20 protein-coding genes are annotated in these 18,078 nt (G+C 53.5%); 15 read left to right on the top strand and 5 right to left on the bottom strand.

What is annotated here, in order from left to right:
- Positions 1-51: 51 nt before the first annotated feature.
- Both DWY95_RS04130 and DWY95_RS04125 read right to left on the bottom strand, forming a co-directional pair.
- Entirely contained in the window at positions 52-402 is a 351-nt protein-coding gene (locus tag DWY95_RS04130; RefSeq protein WP_097791654.1) for a type II toxin-antitoxin system PemK/MazF family toxin, read from the bottom strand.
- 93 nt (positions 403-495) lie between these two features.
- Positions 496-915: a holo-ACP synthase gene (locus DWY95_RS04125; protein ID WP_118552466.1), complete on the bottom strand. Its 420-nt coding sequence runs from the start codon at positions 913-915 to the stop codon at positions 496-498.
- Positions 916-1,101: 186 nt separating this feature from the next.
- On the opposite strand from DWY95_RS04125, the gene DWY95_RS04120 reads away from it, so the two are divergent.
- A complete protein-coding gene (locus tag DWY95_RS04120; protein ID WP_097791652.1) occupies positions 1,102-1,347 on the top strand; it encodes an IreB family regulatory phosphoprotein in 246 nt (81 codons plus the stop codon).
- 51 nt (positions 1,348-1,398) lie between these two features.
- Here the strand turns inward: DWY95_RS04120 and DWY95_RS04115 are convergent, their stop codons facing one another.
- The gene (locus tag DWY95_RS04115) at positions 1,399-2,340 is read right to left on the bottom strand and encodes a tRNA-dihydrouridine synthase family protein (RefSeq protein WP_118552464.1); all 942 of its coding nucleotides are present in this window, start codon (positions 2,338-2,340) and stop codon (positions 1,399-1,401) included.
- Between the two features lie 93 nt (positions 2,341-2,433).
- Positions 2,434-3,366 carry a cysteine synthase A gene (gene cysK / locus DWY95_RS04110; protein ID WP_118552462.1) on the bottom strand — a complete coding sequence of 311 codons (933 nt, stop codon included), beginning with the start codon at positions 3,364-3,366 and terminating at the stop codon, positions 2,434-2,436.
- Between the two features lie 326 nt (positions 3,367-3,692).
- Between cysK and DWY95_RS04105 the strand changes: the two genes are divergently transcribed.
- The 7 genes from DWY95_RS04105 (at position 3,693) to DWY95_RS04075 (ending at position 8,385) form a co-directional block, all read left to right on the top strand.
- Positions 3,693-4,124, top strand: a complete 432-nt coding sequence (locus DWY95_RS04105; protein ID WP_097791649.1) for an RrF2 family transcriptional regulator — start codon at positions 3,693-3,695, stop codon at positions 4,122-4,124.
- A gap of 119 nt (positions 4,125-4,243) precedes the next feature.
- Positions 4,244-4,657 (top strand): EamA family transporter, encoded by a 414-nt coding sequence (locus DWY95_RS04100; protein WP_118552460.1) that lies wholly within the window; start codon positions 4,244-4,246, stop codon positions 4,655-4,657.
- 261 nt (positions 4,658-4,918) lie between these two features.
- Positions 4,919-5,221 carry a hypothetical protein gene (locus DWY95_RS04095; RefSeq protein WP_118552458.1) on the top strand — a complete coding sequence of 101 codons (303 nt, stop codon included), beginning with the start codon at positions 4,919-4,921 and terminating at the stop codon, positions 5,219-5,221.
- 50 nt (positions 5,222-5,271) lie between these two features.
- Positions 5,272-6,282 carry a metal ABC transporter substrate-binding protein gene (locus DWY95_RS04090; RefSeq protein WP_118552456.1) on the top strand — a complete coding sequence of 337 codons (1,011 nt, stop codon included), beginning with the start codon at positions 5,272-5,274 and terminating at the stop codon, positions 6,280-6,282.
- A 14-nt stretch (positions 6,283-6,296) separates the two neighbouring features.
- The gene (locus DWY95_RS04085; RefSeq protein ID WP_118552454.1) at positions 6,297-7,007 is read left to right on the top strand and encodes an ABC transporter ATP-binding protein; all 711 of its coding nucleotides are present in this window, start codon (positions 6,297-6,299) and stop codon (positions 7,005-7,007) included.
- Entirely contained in the window at positions 7,004-7,852 is an 849-nt protein-coding gene (locus tag DWY95_RS04080; RefSeq protein ID WP_118552452.1) for a metal ABC transporter permease, read from the top strand. Before DWY95_RS04085 ends, DWY95_RS04080 begins: the two co-directional genes overlap by 4 nt.
- A complete protein-coding gene (locus DWY95_RS04075) occupies positions 7,849-8,385 on the top strand; it encodes a hypothetical protein (protein ID WP_118552450.1) in 537 nt (178 codons plus the stop codon). Before DWY95_RS04080 ends, DWY95_RS04075 begins: the two co-directional genes overlap by 4 nt.
- Before the next feature lie 71 nt (positions 8,386-8,456).
- Here DWY95_RS04075 and DWY95_RS04070 read toward each other — a convergent pair whose 3' ends face one another.
- Positions 8,457-8,705 (bottom strand): DUF6061 family protein, encoded by a 249-nt coding sequence (locus DWY95_RS04070; protein ID WP_118552448.1) that lies wholly within the window; start codon positions 8,703-8,705, stop codon positions 8,457-8,459.
- Between the two features lie 720 nt (positions 8,706-9,425).
- Here DWY95_RS04070 and DWY95_RS04065 point away from each other — a divergent pair.
- The 7 genes from DWY95_RS04065 to DWY95_RS04030 all read left to right on the top strand — a co-directional run bounded on the left by DWY95_RS04065 (position 9,426) and on the right by DWY95_RS04030 (position 18,013).
- A complete protein-coding gene (locus DWY95_RS04065) occupies positions 9,426-10,586 on the top strand; it encodes a MarR family transcriptional regulator (RefSeq protein WP_118552446.1) in 1,161 nt (386 codons plus the stop codon).
- Positions 10,583-11,134, top strand: a complete 552-nt coding sequence (locus DWY95_RS04060) for a hypothetical protein (RefSeq protein WP_118024152.1) — start codon at positions 10,583-10,585, stop codon at positions 11,132-11,134. Before DWY95_RS04065 ends, DWY95_RS04060 begins: the two co-directional genes overlap by 4 nt.
- Positions 11,135-11,384: 250 nt before the next feature.
- On the top strand, positions 11,385-11,786 hold the full coding sequence (locus DWY95_RS04050) for a hypothetical protein (protein ID WP_003499603.1): 402 nt from the start codon (positions 11,385-11,387) through the stop codon (positions 11,784-11,786).
- Between the two features lie 40 nt (positions 11,787-11,826).
- Positions 11,827-12,537: a hypothetical protein gene (locus DWY95_RS04045; protein ID WP_118552442.1), complete on the top strand. Its 711-nt coding sequence runs from the start codon at positions 11,827-11,829 to the stop codon at positions 12,535-12,537.
- A gap of 13 nt (positions 12,538-12,550) precedes the next feature.
- On the top strand, positions 12,551-13,546 hold the full coding sequence (locus DWY95_RS04040; protein ID WP_118024153.1) for a hypothetical protein: 996 nt from the start codon (positions 12,551-12,553) through the stop codon (positions 13,544-13,546).
- Positions 13,547-14,923, top strand: coding sequence for a C39 family peptidase (locus DWY95_RS04035; RefSeq protein ID WP_118552440.1), 1,377 nt, complete (start codon positions 13,547-13,549; stop codon positions 14,921-14,923).
- A 33-nt stretch (positions 14,924-14,956) separates the two neighbouring features.
- Positions 14,957-18,013, top strand: a complete 3,057-nt coding sequence (locus DWY95_RS04030; protein WP_118552438.1) for an ATP-binding protein — start codon at positions 14,957-14,959, stop codon at positions 18,011-18,013.
- Positions 18,014-18,078: the final 65 nt, after the last annotated feature.

Raw genomic sequence — 18,078 nt, 5'->3', positions numbered from 1 at the left:
ACCACAAAAGGGACTGCCCGAACCGGCAGTCCCTTTTCTGTTTTCACATCTTCAGTAGGCATCCAGCCCCAGGCTGACATCCAGTGCCTGATCGACTCGTTTCTGGTCTTCCGGCGTGATCTGCCCTGCGCGCTCCCGCAAGCGGTGTTTGTCCAGCGTGCGGATCTGCTCCAGCAGCACGACGCTGTCCTTGGCGAGGCCGGTGTCCGCTGCCCGGATATTGATATGAGTGGGCAGGCGGGCTTTGTCCAGCCGGGATGTAATGGCCGCCGCGATGACGGTGGGGCTGTGGCGGTTGCCGATCTCGTTCTGCACGATGAGCACCGGCCGGATGCCGCCCTGCTCGGACCCCACCACCGGCGAAAGGTCTGCGTAGAAAACTTCTCCTCTGTGTACTTCCATGGAATCAACCCTCCCTGTCTGCCTCTAGTATGGGCTGTGCCGGGCGGCGGTATGCACGCGGGGGCTTTCTTCCATTTTATGCAGCGGAGCGGATCAGGTTTCCGCCTGTTCCAGAACGCAGAACGCCAGCGCCATCCCGCCGTCGTGGCTGAGGGAAAGGCGGGCCGTCACGTGATGCTCCTCCACCCAGGCCGCCGTCCGCCCGGAGAAGCGATACACCGGTGCCCCGGAGGGCAGGCGCAGCACCTCGATCTCGCAGAGCGAAAACGGCTCCCGCAGGCCGGTGCCCGCCGCCTTGAGGAAGGCTTCCTTCGCCGCAAAATCTGCAGCGGCGCTGGCGGCTCTGTGGGTGCACCTGCGGGCAGAAGGGTCGGCCCGACACTCGGCCAGCGCAAGCGCCTGCCGCTCCCCGGTGCCAAACACCCGCGCCTCAAACGCCGCCCCGTGCGCCCCAAACAGGCTTTTTTCCATCCGTGCCACCTCACAAAGATCACATCCTACCCCGAACAGCATGAAATCCTCCCCTTTCCAGGGCAAACGCCCCGTTGTTTTGACTTAAAATTTCCGTTGATTTTGGTGAATATGTGCAAATAGAGTCTGGAATCTTGAAGTTTACACTCGCTTCGTGTACAATGAACTATAGTTCTAGTTCCACTTCCGCTTTGGGCGTGGATAGAAATACCGAAGGGGGTGTACTGCGTGGGCGACGCAACTGCTATTTTTTCGATCCACGACAAAAAGGACGACGAAATTCATGAGATCGTACAGCAAGTGTACGACGCATTGAAGGAAAAAGGCTACAATCCGGTCAATCAGCTGGTGGGCTACATCCTGTCCGAAGATCCCACTTATATCACGACCTACAAAGGAGCCCGCTCCCTCATCCGTAAAGTTGACCGGGACGACCTGCTGCAGGCTCTGCTCCGCAGCTACCTGAACGTCTGATCCGCTTTGTCCTTTCCGGCCCGCTGTCTCGCAGAAGACGGCGGGCTGTTTTCAGTTCATCTGCCGCGTGAAGATCTGGTTCACCACCGTCTCATACTCCCACCCCTCGCGGGCCTTGCGGAGAGGCTTTTCCAGCGGATCGGCCCCTTCGAACCGATGGATGAGATAAAACCAGTGCGCCTTCATCCGGCTGACGGCACAGCTGGCCGCGCCAAAGGCCTCGGTGTAGCCGTGGTAGAGGTCGTCGCAGTAGCCGCGCAGTTCCTCTCTGGAAGCCGGTGCGCCGCCCCGCGCACGGCGGAACAGGGCCGGGTCTGCGATGAGCCCCCGCCCCACCATGATGCCCGACAGCTGCGGGAACTCCGCTTCCAGCGCGTGCAGTGCTTCCGGCGTCGTGACATCGCCGTTGTAGCAGACCGGCATCCGGCACTCCGGCAGCGCCGCAGCAAAGGCGGCACGGTCGGCCTCGCCCCGGTACAGCTGCTTCATCACACGGGGATGGATGGTCAGCTCGCAGATGGGATAATGATTGTAAATATCCAGCAGAGCCGCAAACTCCTCCGGCTTCTGAACGCCGATGCGGGTCTTGACCGAGACCGGCCCCTCCACCGCCGAAAAGACGGCGTCCAGAAAAGCGTCCAGCCGGGCGGGGTCCCGCAGCATCCCGGCTCCCTTGCCCTTGGCTGTCACCGTGCCGGAGGGGCAGCCGAAGTTCAGGTTGATTTCCGTGTAGCCCAGCTTCCGCACTTCGCCGATCATCCAGGCGGCCAGTTCGCCGTCTCTGGCCAGCAGCTGCGGGATCACGACCGTGCCTGCATTGGCCTCCGGGGCCAGCTCCGCCATCTTTTTCGGGATGAGGACGCGGTTTTCCGGCGGCGACAGGAACGGCGCATAGTAGCGCGTGGGGGCATCGGCTGCGCCAAACCATTTCTGGTGCACCTGCCGCCAGATGCGGTCGGTCAGCCCCTCCATCGGGGCAGCGTAATAGTTCATAGAAGACCTCACAATGTTAGAATGGCTCTATTGTAGCACAAAAAATGCCGCCGCGCATCTGTTTTGCGCAGCGGCATCGATCGATCTTGCGGGTTATTCGGCGAACAGCGGCGTGGACAGGTAGCGGTCGCCGGTATCGGGCAGGAGGACAACGATCCTCTTGCCTGCGTTTTCGGGGCGCTTTGCCAGCTCCAGAGCAGCCCAGACGGCCGCACCGGAGGAGATGCCCACCAGAACGCCCTCCTTGTGGCCGATCAGACGGCCAGTCGCAAAGGCGTCTTCGTTGGTGACGGGGATGATCTCATCGTAAATCTTGGTGTCCAGCACAGCGGGGACGAAACCGGCACCGATGCCCTGGATCTTGTGTGCGCCTGCAACGCCCTGGCTCAGCACCGGAGAGGATGCAGGCTCCACGGCCACGACCTTGACGCCGGGGTTCTTGCTCTTGAGGTACTGGCCCACACCGGTGACGGTGCCGCCGGTGCCGACGCCTGCCACGAAGATGTCCACTTCGCCGTCGGTGTCTTCCCAGATCTCCGGGCCGGTGGTCTCAATGTGCGCCTTGGGGTTGGCCGGGTTGACGAACTGACCGGGGATGAAGGCGTTCGGGATCTCCTTTGCCAGCTCATCGGCCTTGGCAATGGCACCCTTCATGCCCTTGGCACCCTCGCTCAGGACCAGCTCTGCGCCGTAAGCCTTCATCAGCTGGCGGCGCTCCACGCTCATGGTCTCCGGCATGACGATGATGATGCGGTAGCCCTTGGCCGCCGCCACAGCGGCCAGACCGATGCCGGTGTTGCCGGAGGTCGGCTCAATGATGACCGAACCAGGCTTCAGCTTGCCAGTGGCTTCTGCATCGTCGATCATCTTCTTGGCGATGCGGTCTTTGACCGAACCCGCCGGGTTGAAGTATTCCAGCTTTGCCAGGATGGTGGCCTTCAGATCCTCCTGCTTCTCGATGTGGGTCAGCTCCAGCAGCGGAGTGTGACCGATCAACTGATCTGCGGACGTATAAATCTTGCTCATAAGAATGTTCCTCCCTCTGCGGGCGCCCGGCCCGGAACGATTTCGTCTTTCCATATTTCCTGTAAACCAACATCGTTTGTGGGTTTGATGGTATTATAGCCCTCTTTGCCCCGGTTGTCAATGGAAACGTGCAAAAAACAGATTGAAAAGTTATAAACCCCATTGTATAATAGGTTAAAATCAAAATTTCTCCCTCCCCTGCGGTGACATCTCCCCTGTTCGGAGGTCGGGCGGGCCGGTCTACGGCGTTGTCGCCTGCGGCTGCTGCCCATTTCCGCAGGACCAACGGTGAGACGGAGAGGTTGCTATACAATAAGGAGTGCACTATGATCGTTTCAACCAAAGGCCGCTATGCGCTGCGTGTGATGATCGACCTGGCCGAGCATCAGGCCGAACGCTATGTCCCGCTGAAGGAGGTCGCTGCGCGGCAGGATATCTCGGAAAAATATCTGGAGAACATCCTGAAAGTCCTGGTGCAGAACGGCTTTCTGGAAGGGCTGCGCGGCAAGGGCGGCGGCTACCGCCTGACCCGCAGCCCGGACCAGTACACGGTGGCGGAGATTCTGCTGCTGACGGAGGGCAGCCTTGCCCCGGTGAGCTGCCTGACGCCGGGAGCCCCGGCCTGCGAGCGGATGGCCAACTGCCGCACCTATACGATGTGGAAAGGTCTGAACGACCTCATCGCCGACTACTTCGGCAAGATCACCCTCGCCGACCTCGCCGCACCAGAACAGGCGGGAAATGATTATGTGATCTGATCTGCATCACCCCGCATAAAAACGCAGGGAGCACAGAGCGGCCCCACAGAGGCCGTCATACCAGCCGCGCCCACGCCAGCCTTCATTCCATGGCAGTGTGAGGAAAAGGAGAATATTTTATGTGGTTTGTTTTTGCGCTGGGCTCTGCGGTATTTGCCGCACTGACTTCCATTCTTGCGAAGATCGGCATTGACGGCGTGAACTCCACGCTGGCCACGGCCATTCGCACCGCCGTTGTGCTCCTGATGAGCTGGGGCATGGTGTTTCTGACCGGGACGCAGACCGGCATCGGGGACATTTCTCACAAAAGCTGGCTGTTCCTGATCCTATCCGGCCTTGCCACCGGTGCAAGCTGGCTGTGCTATTACCACGCATTGCAGATCGGTTCAGCATCCAAGGTGGTCCCCATTGATAAACTGAGCGTGGTCATCACGCTGGCTCTGGCATTTTTCATCCTGCATGAGCCGTTCACGGCCAAAAGCCTGATCGGCTGTGCGCTCATTGCTGCGGGGACTTTGTTCATGGTATTATAAAAGAGTATGAAAGCGGGAAAAGGCTGCGGCACGTTGTTTTGTGCCGCAGCCTTTTTGGTTTTTCTTCCGGACTGCTGTGTCGCGGTCAGGTGCGAGGGAAACTTTGGTAAAAAGAGAGAGGGCTAAACGGTGCCAGCCCTCTTGACAACGACTTTCCGATAAACGTAGTGTCCGCAAAAATTTCCACTTGACAATCCAATGTTGCCTTGCTATAATCCAATTTGCAATCAAGTTGCAAATTCAAGAAAGGAGGGCAATGGAATGAACTGCACTGCAAAACAACGCTGCGCTGCGTGGATCCTGCTGGTTGGTTTCCTGCTGGCCGTTTTGGGTGCATTGACATTCTGCGCGGAAGAAGTCAACCACGACTGTACCGGGGCAGACTGCGCCGTCTGCGCACAGCTGAAACTTTGCGAGAATATCCTGCACGCCGGAAAAGATGGTTCCGGGCCGTTCATTCTAACACCCGTGCCGCATTTTGTGTTGGCGGCCTTGCTGTCGCTTTGCTCTCCGCTTTTGCTGATAAAAACACCGATTCGACTAAAGGTAAAACTGTCGGATTAAGAAATGCTTGTCCGTATGATTCTTGATATCAAACAATGGAGCGCATTTCTATGAAAAAACTCAAACGTATATTCGCTGTATTTTTTTGCCTTTTACTGGCTGCTGGTATTTTGGGCGGCTGTGGGAAGGCCGCATCTTCGTCCGCTCCTGCACCGTCTGCATTGCAGAGTGGCAACAAGCCGCTGAAGATCGTCACGACTATTTTCCCGGAGTATGACTGGGTGCGCGAAATTCTCGGCGATAAGGCCGATCATGCCGAAGTTACCATGCTTCTGGACAATGGCGTTGATTTGCACAGCTATCAGCCCACCGCAGATGATATTATTAAAATCTCGGACTGTGACTTGTTCCTCTATGTTGGCGGCGAATCGGATGGCTGGGTCGAAGATGCCTTGAAAGAAGCGACCAACCAGAACATGAAGGTCATCAACCTTCTGGATGTGCTGGGTGAGCAGGTAAAAGAGGAAGAAGTCGTAGAAGGTATGGAGGCCGAGGAAGAAGAATCCGAGGACGAAGATGAGCCGGAGTACGATGAGCACGTCTGGCTATCCCTGAAGAACGCTGAAACTCTCTGCAGCGCCATCACCGACGCACTGGAAGAAATCGACCCGGCTAACAAAGATGCCTACGCTACTAACGCTGCATCCTATCTGGAAAAGCTGGCCGCTCTGGATGGCGAATATCAGACGGTGGTGGACAATGCCGCCCGGAAAACTGTGCTGTTCGGCGACCGTTTCCCGTTCCGCTATCTGGTGGACGATTACGGTCTGAGCTATTATGCCGCGTTTGCAGGCTGCTCTGCGGAAACGGAAGCCAGCTTTGAGACCATTTCTTTCCTTGCTGGCAAAGTGGATGAACTGGGGCTGCCCTGTGTACTGACCATTGAGGGCGCACAGCACAAAATTGCCGAAACTATCGTGCAGAATACCGCCGAAAAGAATCAGTCCATCCTGACGTTGGATTCCATGCAGTCCACCACATCCACCGATGTGGCAAACGGCACGACCTACCTTTCCGTGATGGAAAGCAATCTGGATGTGCTGAAACAGGCTCTGAACTAAAGGAAGGAACCGTCATGTCTCAGCTCATTTGTAAGAACCTTCTCGTTGGCTATGAGGGAAAGGCCATTCTGGATCCTCTGAACTTTGAGATTCACGCAGGCGACTATCTTTGTGTAGTTGGTGAAAACGGTGCAGGAAAAAGTACCTTGATGAAAACTCTGCTCGGTTTGCAGCAGCCTATTTCCGGGCAAATCGAGATGGGCGATGGCCTGCGCCGGAACGAGATCGGCTATCTGCCTCAGCAGACCATCGTGCAGAGGGATTTTCCAGCGTCGGTGCAGGAAATCGTGCTGTCTGGTTGCCAGAGCCGTTGTGGACTCCGCCCATTTTACAGTCGAGAGGAAAAGCAGCTTGCGCAGGATGCCATGCACAAAATGCAGATCGGATCGCTGGCAAAATGCTGTTACCGGGAGCTTTCCGGCGGTCAGCAGCAGCGCGTCTTGCTGGCGCGCGCCCTCTGCGCTACCCGGAAAATGCTGCTTCTGGACGAGCCTGTTTCCGGTCTTGACCCAAAAGTGACTACGGAAATGTACCATCTGATTGAAAAACTGAACCAGCAGGAGGGCATTACCGTCCTGATGATCTCCCACGATATTCAGGCTGCGGTTTGCTACGCAAGCCACATTCTTCATGTTGGTGAAACGATCTTTTTCGGCACACGGGAAGCGTATCTGCAAAGCCCGCAGGGGCGGCTGTTTGCGGCTGGGAAAGGCGGTGCCGTATGAACGTGTTGGAAAAGCTGATCTTTTACTGGAACTATCCCTTTGTCCGCTATGCGCTCATCGTGGGCGTTCTGATTGCCCTGTGTTCTTCGCTGCTGGGCGTGACGCTGGTGCTGAAACGGTTTTCCTTTATCGGAGATGGCCTTTCTCATGTGGCGTTCGGCGGCATGGCCATTGCGACCGTGCTGGGAATGTCCGACCATATGCCGCTGACGCTGGCCGTGACTGTGGCCTGCGCAGTCCTGTTGCTGCATACCGGACAAAACACCCAAATCAAAGGTGACGCTGCCATTGCTATGGTGTCCGTTGGCGCGCTTGCAATGGGCTATCTGCTGATGAATCTGTTCTCGACCTCGGCGAATCTGTCTGGCGATGTGTGCAGCACCCTGTTCGGCTCTACCTCGATCCTGACCCTGACAAAATCGGAAGTTTGGCTCTGCATCGGGCTTTCCATCATCGTGGTCGCAGTGTTTATGCTGTTCTACAACAAGATCTTTGCAGTCACCTTTGACGAAACCTTTGCACAGGCCGTCGGAACCAATGCAAACGGATACAATCTGCTGATTGCCATTGTCATTGCCGTCATCATTGTGCTGGCAATGAACCTTGTCGGCTCTCTGCTGATTTCTGCACTGGTGATTTTTCCGGCTCTTTCGGCGATGCGCCTGTGCAAGAATTTCCGCGCTGTCACCATCTGCTCGGCGGTATTGTCCGTGAGCTGTGCCTTTGTGGGCATCGTGGCTTCCGTCCTGGCCGGAACGCCGGTTGGTTCGACCATTGTTGCGGTTGACATGGCGGCGTTTGGCCTGTGCTGTCTGGCCGGAAAACTGCTGGGGAGGGCATCATGAAACGACTTTTGAAGGGCTTTCTGCTGCTCTGTGCCGCCGCTGCATTGACCGCCTGCGGTGCAAAGCCCGAAGCGGCATCTTCCGTGGCGACGGTCTTGCCGGAGTCTGCATCTTCTAGTGCTGTTACTGCACCCGCCCCGGAACATTCTGTGCAGCTCCCGGAAAGCAGCACTGCTGGCGCAAGCGATATTCACACCGGTATGGATGCAGACATTGACCTGACCTTACTCAGCGATACGGTTGTGAACGCAGAAGTTTACAATATGCTCGTTACCCCGGAGAACTACACCGATAAAATTGTTCGTATGACGGGCGAATATCAGGAGTACACAGATGAGCAGACTGGTGAGCTGTACCATTCCTGCGTCATCTACGATGCGCTTGCCTGCTGCCAGCAGGGAGTGGAGTTCGTGCTGACCGATGGCGATTACCCGGAAGAAGGCACAACCATTACCGTAGTGGGGCGGTATGAAACCTATACTACGCCCTATTATGATTATTTTCATCTGGTGGATGGAGTAAGGGAAAAGTAAATCAAACAAAACGAATCCCGGCAAGTGCCTACCTTGTAGAACACCTGCCGGGATTTGTTGTTATGTTGGGCTTAATCTTCCAGTCTGCCATGCTCACATCCCAGTGACAGATAGTACTCAATCTCCCCACTCAGCACAAGCTGTGTGTATTCCAGAGGTTTGTTGTACAGCAGCCAGTCCAGTTCTGCCCGCTGTGCCGGGGTATTGCCGTACTCGTCCTCAATGGCGGTGCAGTCGATGGCAACAGCAGAGCCGTCGACGAACCGGGATTCTACCCGGTTGGTGTCCATGTTGTAGCAGCAGGAAAGCAGTTTGTTCATAGGAAACCTCCAAGTTCTTCACATTTGCTTCTTTCGCGGTGGAAAGTTCCGGCTGTCCGTTTGCAAATCCATGAATCCACTTTCTGATGCAGTCCTTTGCAGGTCTACATCCATCCACCACACGCTCCAATTTTACGCTAGATGCGAACAACGCTCTTTTTGCTCTGCACAAAATCCTACATCGTTTGGCGTAAAATTGGCGTATGGCGTAGTTCTCGCTGGAAATCCATCAAAAGAAAAAGCCTGAAACTTCTCGGTTTATCAAGAAGTTTCAGGCTTTGTTTTGCTTAAATTGGAAATTTACTGCTCAATCGGCTTCATCGTGGGGAGCAAAATTCGGCTCCCTTCATCCTGTTCCATGCCGCTCTGTAAGGGTTCAAAACCCGCACAATACTCGATTCGTGAAATTTCTTTCATTCGTCTCGTGTCCTCTTGTGCCGTCCTTTTCGCTTCAAAAGTTGTAGAAAAGTTGTAGAAAGTTGTAGTGCGCCTGTTATGGCATATCGCTGGCATAGAAATGGCAAAAATTTGCTGCGTTACTCAGGATGCTATATCTAGCATGATCTCTACACAAAGAACGGCTTGATTGTTTAACCGCAGACGCATACATTATTATATAATAACCTTCAATTCCATCTAAGTCAACGATTTTATCGAAACATTTTATTACTTTTATTGCCCCACCTTTAATACATAATACATAATAAAGAGGAGACTGTCATGCCAGAATACCAACTTCAAATTAAACAAGTGGTAGATTACCCACGATGCCGAATTTATCGTGAGTTCATCCACAAGCTGATCAACGACCGGAGCATCCGCATAAACGGAGGCTCCGGCCTTTTTCATTTTACTGTACTTTGCAGCTATGCAAACTTCCGCACCTCATACCGCCGTATTGACGGGATCAGTTATACAGTCTCGCCCGGCGAATGGGTGTGCACCGTCAAGGAACTGTCTTGCTGGTTCCGCACCCGCTTTCATCGGCAGGCGCTGTCCATGCTGGATACCCTTCAGAATCAGCACTTGATTTCCTATACACTGCTGGGCCGTGGCAATGTAGTCAAATATAAAATCCTCCACTGGGCCCGCCACAATTCCGCACTGGAGTACAATGCCCCATGCCAAAAGGATACCGGTTTTTTCTTCCTGCCAGTCTCTGTTGCCCTGGAACTGGTCAGCTCTGCCCGCTGCTCTGAAATGGACATCGTTCTGGATCTGTGGGTATCCGCTGTCTACAACGATACGCAGGTGCAAGGGTCAGAGGTCGGTCCGGTAGCCTACTTTCGCAATGGTACAGGAAACCCGTTGGTCAGTTATACCGAACTCTCCTGCCGCTGGGGGCTGTCACGCGCTACCGTATGCCGGATACTGAAAAAGCTGGACGGTCTTGGGTATATCTCTATCATGTCATTTCCCGGCCGGCATGGAAGCGTGATCTACCTGCAGAACTACCTGTCCACCATGTTTGAGATTTCCGATGTTTTAATCGACAAGGAGGAAGTTGCCATGACCTTAAACATTCATCTGGAGCTTCCGGAAACTGCTGAAACCGAAGAGAGCCATTCCATCTCTGAGCATGAGGTCATTGTTTCGGATGCACTTTCCAGCGTTTCAAAATCGCACATTGAAACGATACTCCGCAAGATGGCTGACATCCTATCTACGCAAGGGATTTCCTGCTTTTCCTGCCCGCTCTCCCGCTATAAGTTATATCCCTTATCGGACGACTGCTGGGAAGAGTTGATTCCGCGTGCGCGAGGGAAATCCACAGCCCACTTTGGTCTGACCATCCTCTGCGGCACAAACACTTCAATCGCCACTTTTGAACTTACACTCACTCCCTTTGAGGAGCACGAAAATAGGAGGAACCTGAAATGAGAAAATTTGTTGAACCTGATGTTGCTGATAATCCCCTGTACCATGATACCTGGAAACTGCTGAAAAAATACCGGGATGTTGTGTGGAGTCTGGAGCTTTCTGTCCAGCATGTCCGCACCAAGTTTGAGATCGAGTATGGCACCTCCATCGAGGATTTTCTGGATTCAGTCTATCTGGCTGGCGCTGATTTGGCCGGAAGCGACATCGAGCATCATGCCAAATGCATTGAACGCAGCCACAAAATGCTCAAGCTGCTGGATTCCGCAGTCGAATTGCTGCGTACCAAGCACAAAAACGGTGAGGCATATTACTGGCTACTGTACTACTCCTTCCTCTCGCCCCAGCAGCTCAAAAATGTTGAGGAAATCATCGAGACCCTGCGGCCGCACATTCGTGACATCAGTTTCAGAACCTACTACCGCAAACGCCGGGAAGCTATTGAAGCCCTCAGTTCCGTCCTTTGGGGCTATACCTCCAAGGACAGTTTAGACATGCTGGAACAGTTCTTTCCAGAGACAAAATCACCTTCCGGACAATCGGGCAAATAATTGGCACATTTCGGGAACAAAATTGGCATGGTTCTGCTCTTTCAGTGTAAATACCGATGTGTTAAACTGAATATGCTCAAACTTGCACCCAAAACCGAACAGGACAGTAACGGCACCTTTCATCAGGGTGCTTTTTTGCTGCCCAGATGGCCGCCCGACCATTTGAAAGCCCACATTTGTTTTGACAGGTGTGGGTTTTTCTGTTCCCTATTGAGCATCAAAAAATCATTCAGAATTGGAGGATCGCAAATTGAAGAAAACGAAAACCCCTCAAACTCCGCAGCTTCAGGAGCCGGATACCCAGTCCAAGCGCAGGCTTTCGCTGCCCAAAGTGGCTTACAGCGCCTTCCTGTGTGTGATGATGTCCATGATGTTCTGTCAGCCGGCTTATGCGGCAACAGATGTATGGACCAAGGCCAAAGAGATCATGCAGGATGTATACACCCAAATCCTTGCCATCTCCACTATCGCCGCCATCGTCACTGCTTCGGTAGCCTTGCTGCTCATGAACTTCTCCCGTTCCGGACGGACGGTGGATGAAAGCCGCGCCTGGCTCAAACGAATCTGTATCACCTGGGCTATCCTCAATGGCTTGGGCTTTATCATGGCATATGTGACGCCGCTCTTTAGTGGCGGACAATGGACAGGCTGATTGACCGTCTGATTGCTCGCCGGAAAGGAGGCTTGCATTTATGGGCATTTTAGACGGCATAGTGGAATGGATCGCAGAACAGGTAATGGCCGGTCTTGATCTGGTGACCACATCGGTTTTGGGTGCGCTGGGCTGTGATATGGCTGTATTTCTGCGTTATTTTCCCGCAGCAGAGACTATGTACTCTGTTTTCGTGGCTCTGGCAATCGGGATCATCCTGCTCAACTGGGTCTGGCAGTTATTCAAAAACTTCGGTCTTGGCGCAGGTGTGGAAGCAGAAGACCCGATAAAGCTGAGTATCCGTTCCGTTATTTTTATCCTGCTGACGCTCTTTTCAGATGAGATCGTCAATATTGTTCTTACCATCGGCGGCACCCCCTACCACTGGATCATGGAGTCCGACCTTCCTGCATTAAGCTTTGCAGACTTCAATTCCGTGATGCTGGTCATCATCGGTGTGTGTGCCAATGGGGCTGTGGCGCTGATTACCTTGATTTTGGTTCTCATCCTGGCCTGGAATTACCTAAAACTTCTGTTCGAGGCAGCCGAACGGTATGTGCTGCTCGGTGTACTGGTCTACACGGCTCCTGTGGCTTTTTCTATGGGCGCCAGCCAGACCACAGCAAACATCTGGAAATCCTGGTGCCGGATGCTTGGCGGCCAAATTTTCCTATTGGTCATGAACGCCTGGTGCCTGCGCCTGTTCACAAGCATGGTGGGGTCCTTCCTTGCGAACCCGCTTTCGTTGTAAGGAGGTCTTATCCTTGAAGAAACTCAAAAAAATTTTGTTTGCGGCCTTTACAGTCGCAATTCTCTCCTGCCTGCTCTGCCAGCCGGCTTTTGCCGCTATCTCCGAAAGCGATGTGCAGGCTCAGGTAGACGCTGTGGGAAAAGAAGCCGTTTCCGGCAATGTGTTTATCTGGTTTCTCTGTGCTATCGGCTTTCTCAAAGTCGGCCAGAAAATCGATTCCTTCCTCTCCAGTCTTGGTGTCAATGTAGGACATACCGGCGGCAGCATGCTGGCTGAGGCTATGATTGCTGCCAGAGGCATCGGCGGCATCAAGAACTTTTCCAGTCACCACTTTGGCGGCGGGAGAAACAGCAGTTCCACCAATGTCAACTCAAACGGTGGTAAAGGCAGCGGCGGCTTTGGAGCAGGGTTTGCCAGCGGCGGTCTTGCTGGAGTGGTGAGCCGAAAAGTCACAAACAGCGCCATCAAAACAGCCACCACAACTCCCGGCTCCAAGCCTTCCGGTCTTGGCAGTCTTTTAGGCGATGCTGCAGCCGGAGGGATCGGCGGCCATATGTACGCTTCTTCCGTCAGTAAGGGCGGCAATTTTGCCAACAATGTAATCGGCAGCGTAGCCACGGGCAGTATCAGCCAGATGGGTTCCATTTCCGGTGAAAAAGCCGCCGAAGCCCTGCACTCTTACATGGGATATGCGGCACTGGAATCCGGAGCTGAAAATATTCCAACCTTCCAAAATGTCGAAATCGGCGGCGGCCGCATCACCGGAACAGAAGTGACCGAGGAACATCCCGAAGGCATCTCCTTTGGTATGTACCACGCAGACCAATATGTTGCCCCGGAAGGCCAGTACACCACCGTTCATGCCGTGGATGGCACAGCATGGTATAAGCAGTACGCTGTGGATGCTGTTGACAAATCGCCCTATATGGCTCCTGACGGTTCTATCGCCTTCAACGAGTCCATTGTCAAAAAGCTGCCTCCAGCCCCGAGGAGAAAGGACAAGATATAAATGCCAGAAGATCAAAAAAGCGGTTTTTCCGAAGCTGTGGAGACCGGCGCCTCCGCAGCGCATACCATCCGCGGCGCAATCAAAACCGGAAAAGCTATTTCCTCCGCTGCCAAAGGCGCTGCCGCAGGCGGTCCTTACGGTGCAGTTGCAGGCGCAGTGTGGGCAGGCCGGAAGCATATCGGGAAAATCATTGTGGCAGTCATTGCCCTGCTTATGCTGCCGGTATTATTTGTTCTCATGCTCCCCGGTCTTATTTTCGGCGGACTGACCAATGCCTTTTCGCCATCTGACCCCGAAATTCCGATTTTGAATAGCGAAACAGCGATTATTGAGAACGCCAACGAGATCACCTTTACCCTCAACGGCATCTTGGGCGAGGCACTGGATGATGTACTTGCCCGGATCGAAGCTGACTTTGCGGCATCGGGAGCCGACCATATGGAGGTCAAAAATGCCTATTCCGGCGGTCCCATTTATAACGCCAACCTGTTTATCTCTCAGTATTGTGCGGCCAAAGACAAGGATTTTGAAAGCATTTCTCTGAATGACCTTGCCGCCACCCTGCGGGAAAACAAGCAGCATCTATATTCCTACACCAGCAAGCAAGAGATTCGTGAGAGCACCGTGACTGATCCGGAGACTGGGGAAGAAACAACGGTGTCCGAAACATGGATGGTCTATACTGTCCGTTACAACGGTGAGTCCTATTTTTCTGATGTTGTATTCCAGCTTACCGATGACCAAAAGGAGCTTGCATCTGATTACGCTTCCAACCTAAGCCTGTTCTTGGGCGATGGTCTGCTGCAAAATCTGGAAGCGTGGACCGGAAACAGCATCACCGCTCTGGGCGATGTTACTTTCACTGACGGGATCACACCTGTTGTTTACTACAATCAACTGGATGAACGCTATGCCGGTAAAGCATATGGTACGGACAATATTGGCGGTTATGGCTGCGGCCCTACCGCTATGGCAATCGTGGTGTCCTCTCTGACGGACGATATGGTTGACCCTGTGGAGATGGCCGAGTGGTCTTACAACAACGGCTACTGGTGTAAAAGCAGTGGTTCTTACCATGCGCTGATACCTGCCGCCGCTGGGGAATGGGGGCTTCCGGTTTCCGGCTGTACCACTGCGGAACCACAGCGCATCACAGACGCACTGGCTAATGGTAAACTGGTAGTAGCGATCATGTCTGAAGGCCACTTTACCTCTTCCGGTCACTTCATTGTCCTGCGTGGCGTAAAAGACGGCAAGATCATGGTGGCTGACCCTGCCAGTTACACACGGAGCGAACAGCTCTGGGATCTGTCCATTATCTTAAATGAGGCCAGCCGGCGCGCTGGAGCTGGCGGTCCGTTCTGGATTATCGGCTGATGTGCCCGCCCGGCTTCGGAAACGAGGTTAATCATGAATCATAAAATCGACCGAGATACCTACATAATACCACCGAATTTCATCGAGTCAGGCACCTTCTTCGGTGGTATGTTCAAAGCCCGCAATGTGATTGAAGCCGGCATCCTGGCATTTGCCATTGGCGTGCCGGTTTTTTCATTGCTCCCTCTTGGCCTGACTGCCCGTATCATCGCTTTGTGCCTGACCGCACTGCCAGCAGCATTGGTGGCGCTTATCGGAGTTTCCGGTGAGAGCCTTTCCTCTTTTCTGCTGATTTTCATAAAGTACCTGCGAAACCGCCGCATTGTAGGCGGTAACAGCGCAGAAGATGCGGTTCCTGCGACAGAGCATGGCGGCAAGCATATTAAAAAGAAGGCACACAAGCCCGATAAGGCTCCCAGGCGGTCACGGCGCTCCGGCAGAGAGGATTTCCCAGCGGAGTTTGATGAGGTTCGTAGCTACGAGATCCGCCAAAAACTCCGTCCTGTGAAAAAGCAGAAGCCTGCCAAGGAGAAGAAAGCCGCCAAGCAAAAAAAGAAGGTCTCCAAGGAGCGCAAAGTAAAACGCCCTATCCGCACTCAGGAGCCGAAGCCCGCCTGCCTTAACCCGGTAGCAGATTATCTGCCGATTTCCAAAATTGAAAACGGCATCATCTACACGAAAGACCACCGCTATGTCAAGGTCGTCGAGGTAGTACCCATCAATTTTATGCTGCGCAGCGCCCAGGAACAGCGGAACATCATCTATTCCTTTGTCTCCTACTTGAAAATCAGCCCCATCAAGCTGCAAATCAAGGTACTGACACGCCGGGCAGAGATCAACCGCCATCTGGATACCGTTCGGAAGGAGATGGAACAGGAGACCAATGAACAGTGTCTGCTCATGCAGGAAGACTACCTCCAGTTCGTTCAGCAGATCGGTTCCCGTGAGGCAATTACCCGACGTTTCTTCCTGATTTTTGAATATGAGCCGTGGAGCAACACCAAGCGCTCTGATGAAGAAGGCGAGGCAATCAATGCCCTGCAAAGTGCAGTCCATACTGCTACCAACTACCTCCGTCAGTGCGGTAACGAGGTCATCGTTCCGGAAAACTGGGATGAGTTTACCGTAGATGTCCTCTATAACCTGCTCTGCAGAAATGAAAGTGCTGTAAAGCCGCTCTCCGTCCGGGCACAGGAGGTTGTGGCTGAGTACCTTGCCAAAGGGCGCGACAGTGAGATCGACCATATCCCTGCCGCCGAATTCTGTGCGCCAAAAAGCATTGACTTCACGCACGGTCACCATATCTGCATTGACGGTCTGTATTATGCTTATTTGCTGGTGCCCTCTGATGGCTACAAAACGCAGGTTCCAGCCGGCTGGCTCAGTCTTATCGTCAATGCCGGTGATGGGATCGATATGGATATGTTCCTCTCCCGTCAGCCCAAAGAAACCATCATCCAGAAAGTCGGACAGCAGCTGCGTATCAACCGTTCCAAAATCAAGGACGCCAGCGACACCAACACCGACTTTGATGACATTGATGGTGCTATCCGAAGCGGGTACTTTCTCAAAGAGGGTCTTGCCAACAACGAGGACTTCTACTACTTGAACCTGCTGATTACCATTACTGCCTCCAACGAGGAAGACTTGGAATGGAAGGTCAGCGAAATGAAAAAGCTCCTGCTCTCACAGGACATGAACGCCTGCACCTGCCATTTTCGGGAGGAACAGGCGTTTTTATCTGCCCTGCCATTGGTGGCAATGGAAAAGAAACTGTATGAGCGGGGTAAGCGCAACCTGCTGACAGGCGGTGCGGCAAGCTGTTATCCCTTTACATCCTATGAGATGTGTGATGATAACGGTATCCTGCTGGGCGTCAACAAGTACAACAGTTCCCTTATTATCGTGGACATCTTCAATTCTGCGGTCTATAAGAACGCCAATATGTCGATCCTTGGCACGAGCGGAGCCGGCAAAACCTTTACCATGCAGTTGATGGCGCTGCGAATGAGGCGGAAAAATATCCCCATTTTCATTGTTGCGCCCCTAAAAGGCCATGAATTCCATCGCGCCTGCTCCAATGTGGGCGGCTCCTTTATCCAGATTTCACCGGCCAGTCCCCACTGCATCAATGTCATGGAGATTCGGCGGGTAGACCGCTCGGTGAATGAACTTCTGGACGGTCCAGGCATCCAGTTATCTGAACTTGCAGCAAAGATCCAGCAGCTCCACATATTTTTCAGTCTGCTGATCCCCGATATGTCTCACGAGGAACGACAGCTTTTGGACGAAGCCCTTGTTCGTACCTATAACACAAAAGGCATCACTCATGATAATGCCTCTTTGGAAGACCCTGCAAAGCCCGGCCAGTACCGTGAGATGCCGGTGCTTGGTGACCTGTACGAAATTTTGAAAACCTCCAAGGAAACGATGCGCATGGCCCACATCCTAAATCGTCTGGTAAACGGAAGCGCCAGCACCTTCAATAAGCAGACCAATGTTCGGCTCGACAACAAGTACACTGTTTTGGATATTTCCTCCCTCACCGGAGACCTGCTCACCGTAGGTATGTTTGTGGCGCTGGACTTTGTTTGGGACAGAGCCAAAGCCGACCGTACAGAAGAAAAAGCCATCTTCATTGATGAGTGTTGGCAGCTTCTATCCGGCGCCGGTGCTGCTGGTGTAAGATTGGCCGGCGATTTTCTTTTGGAAATTGCCAAAACCATACGCGGTTACGGCGGCGCCTCGATTTTTGCAAGCCAGGATCTTGCCGATTTCTTTGACCTTGACGGCGGCAGATTTGGTAAGGGCATCATCAACAACTCCAAGACCAAGATCATTCTGAATCTGGAGGACGACGAAGCCCAGCGGGTACAGGAAGCCCTGCACCTGTCCGATGCTGAAACAATGGAGATCACTCACTTTGAAAGAGGTCACGGTCTGATTTCTACCAATAACAACAATATTATGGTGGAGTTCAAAGCCAGCCCTCTGGAAAAGGATCTGATCACTACCGACCGCCGCGAGCTGCGTGAAATCGTAGAGCGAAAACGCCGTGAACAATCCGCATCTGCCGAACAGCAGATATAACAATTTGAAAAGCGAGGTGATTCCCATGTGCAACTTTCCTTCCAGACGCCGCTATGCGTCTGCTT

The sequence above is a fragment of the Faecalibacterium sp. AF28-13AC genome, from assembly GCF_003478405.1.
In the GTDB taxonomy this organism is placed as follows: Bacteria; Bacillota; Clostridia; order Oscillospirales; family Ruminococcaceae; genus Faecalibacterium; species Faecalibacterium prausnitzii_E.
Note: the sequence above shows the minus strand (reverse complement) of the source record. Positions and strands in the feature narration are given on the sequence as shown.

What these genes read in the sequence shown, in the direction of transcription:
- DWY95_RS04035 (WP_118552440.1), top strand. Translation starts at nt 13,547, where the DNA reads ATGCCAGAAGATCAAAAAAGCGGTTTTTCCGAAGCTGTGGAGACCGGC.
- DWY95_RS04130 (WP_097791654.1), bottom strand. Translation starts at nt 402, where the DNA reads ATGGAAGTACACAGAGGAGAAGTTTTCTACGCAGACCTTTCGCCGGTG.
- DWY95_RS04030 (WP_118552438.1), top strand. Translation starts at nt 14,957, where the DNA reads ATGAATCATAAAATCGACCGAGATACCTACATAATACCACCGAATTTC.
- DWY95_RS04095 (WP_118552458.1), top strand. Translation starts at nt 4,919, where the DNA reads ATGAACTGCACTGCAAAACAACGCTGCGCTGCGTGGATCCTGCTGGTT.
- DWY95_RS04065 (WP_118552446.1), top strand. Translation starts at nt 9,426, where the DNA reads ATGCCAGAATACCAACTTCAAATTAAACAAGTGGTAGATTACCCACGA.
- DWY95_RS04080 (WP_118552452.1), top strand. Translation starts at nt 7,004, where the DNA reads ATGAACGTGTTGGAAAAGCTGATCTTTTACTGGAACTATCCCTTTGTC.
- DWY95_RS04090 (WP_118552456.1), top strand. Translation starts at nt 5,272, where the DNA reads ATGAAAAAACTCAAACGTATATTCGCTGTATTTTTTTGCCTTTTACTG.
- DWY95_RS04045 (WP_118552442.1), top strand. Translation starts at nt 11,827, where the DNA reads ATGGGCATTTTAGACGGCATAGTGGAATGGATCGCAGAACAGGTAATG.
- DWY95_RS04075 (WP_118552450.1), top strand. Translation starts at nt 7,849, where the DNA reads ATGAAACGACTTTTGAAGGGCTTTCTGCTGCTCTGTGCCGCCGCTGCA.
- DWY95_RS04115 (WP_118552464.1), bottom strand. Translation starts at nt 2,340, where the DNA reads ATGAACTATTACGCTGCCCCGATGGAGGGGCTGACCGACCGCATCTGG.
- DWY95_RS04125 (WP_118552466.1), bottom strand. Translation starts at nt 915, where the DNA reads ATGCTGTTCGGGGTAGGATGTGATCTTTGTGAGGTGGCACGGATGGAA.
- DWY95_RS04070 (WP_118552448.1), bottom strand. Translation starts at nt 8,705, where the DNA reads ATGAACAAACTGCTTTCCTGCTGCTACAACATGGACACCAACCGGGTA.
- DWY95_RS04105 (WP_097791649.1), top strand. Translation starts at nt 3,693, where the DNA reads ATGATCGTTTCAACCAAAGGCCGCTATGCGCTGCGTGTGATGATCGAC.
- DWY95_RS04100 (WP_118552460.1), top strand. Translation starts at nt 4,244, where the DNA reads ATGTGGTTTGTTTTTGCGCTGGGCTCTGCGGTATTTGCCGCACTGACT.
- cysK (WP_118552462.1), bottom strand. Translation starts at nt 3,366, where the DNA reads ATGAGCAAGATTTATACGTCCGCAGATCAGTTGATCGGTCACACTCCG.
- DWY95_RS04085 (WP_118552454.1), top strand. Translation starts at nt 6,297, where the DNA reads ATGTCTCAGCTCATTTGTAAGAACCTTCTCGTTGGCTATGAGGGAAAG.
- DWY95_RS04060 (WP_118024152.1), top strand. Translation starts at nt 10,583, where the DNA reads ATGAGAAAATTTGTTGAACCTGATGTTGCTGATAATCCCCTGTACCAT.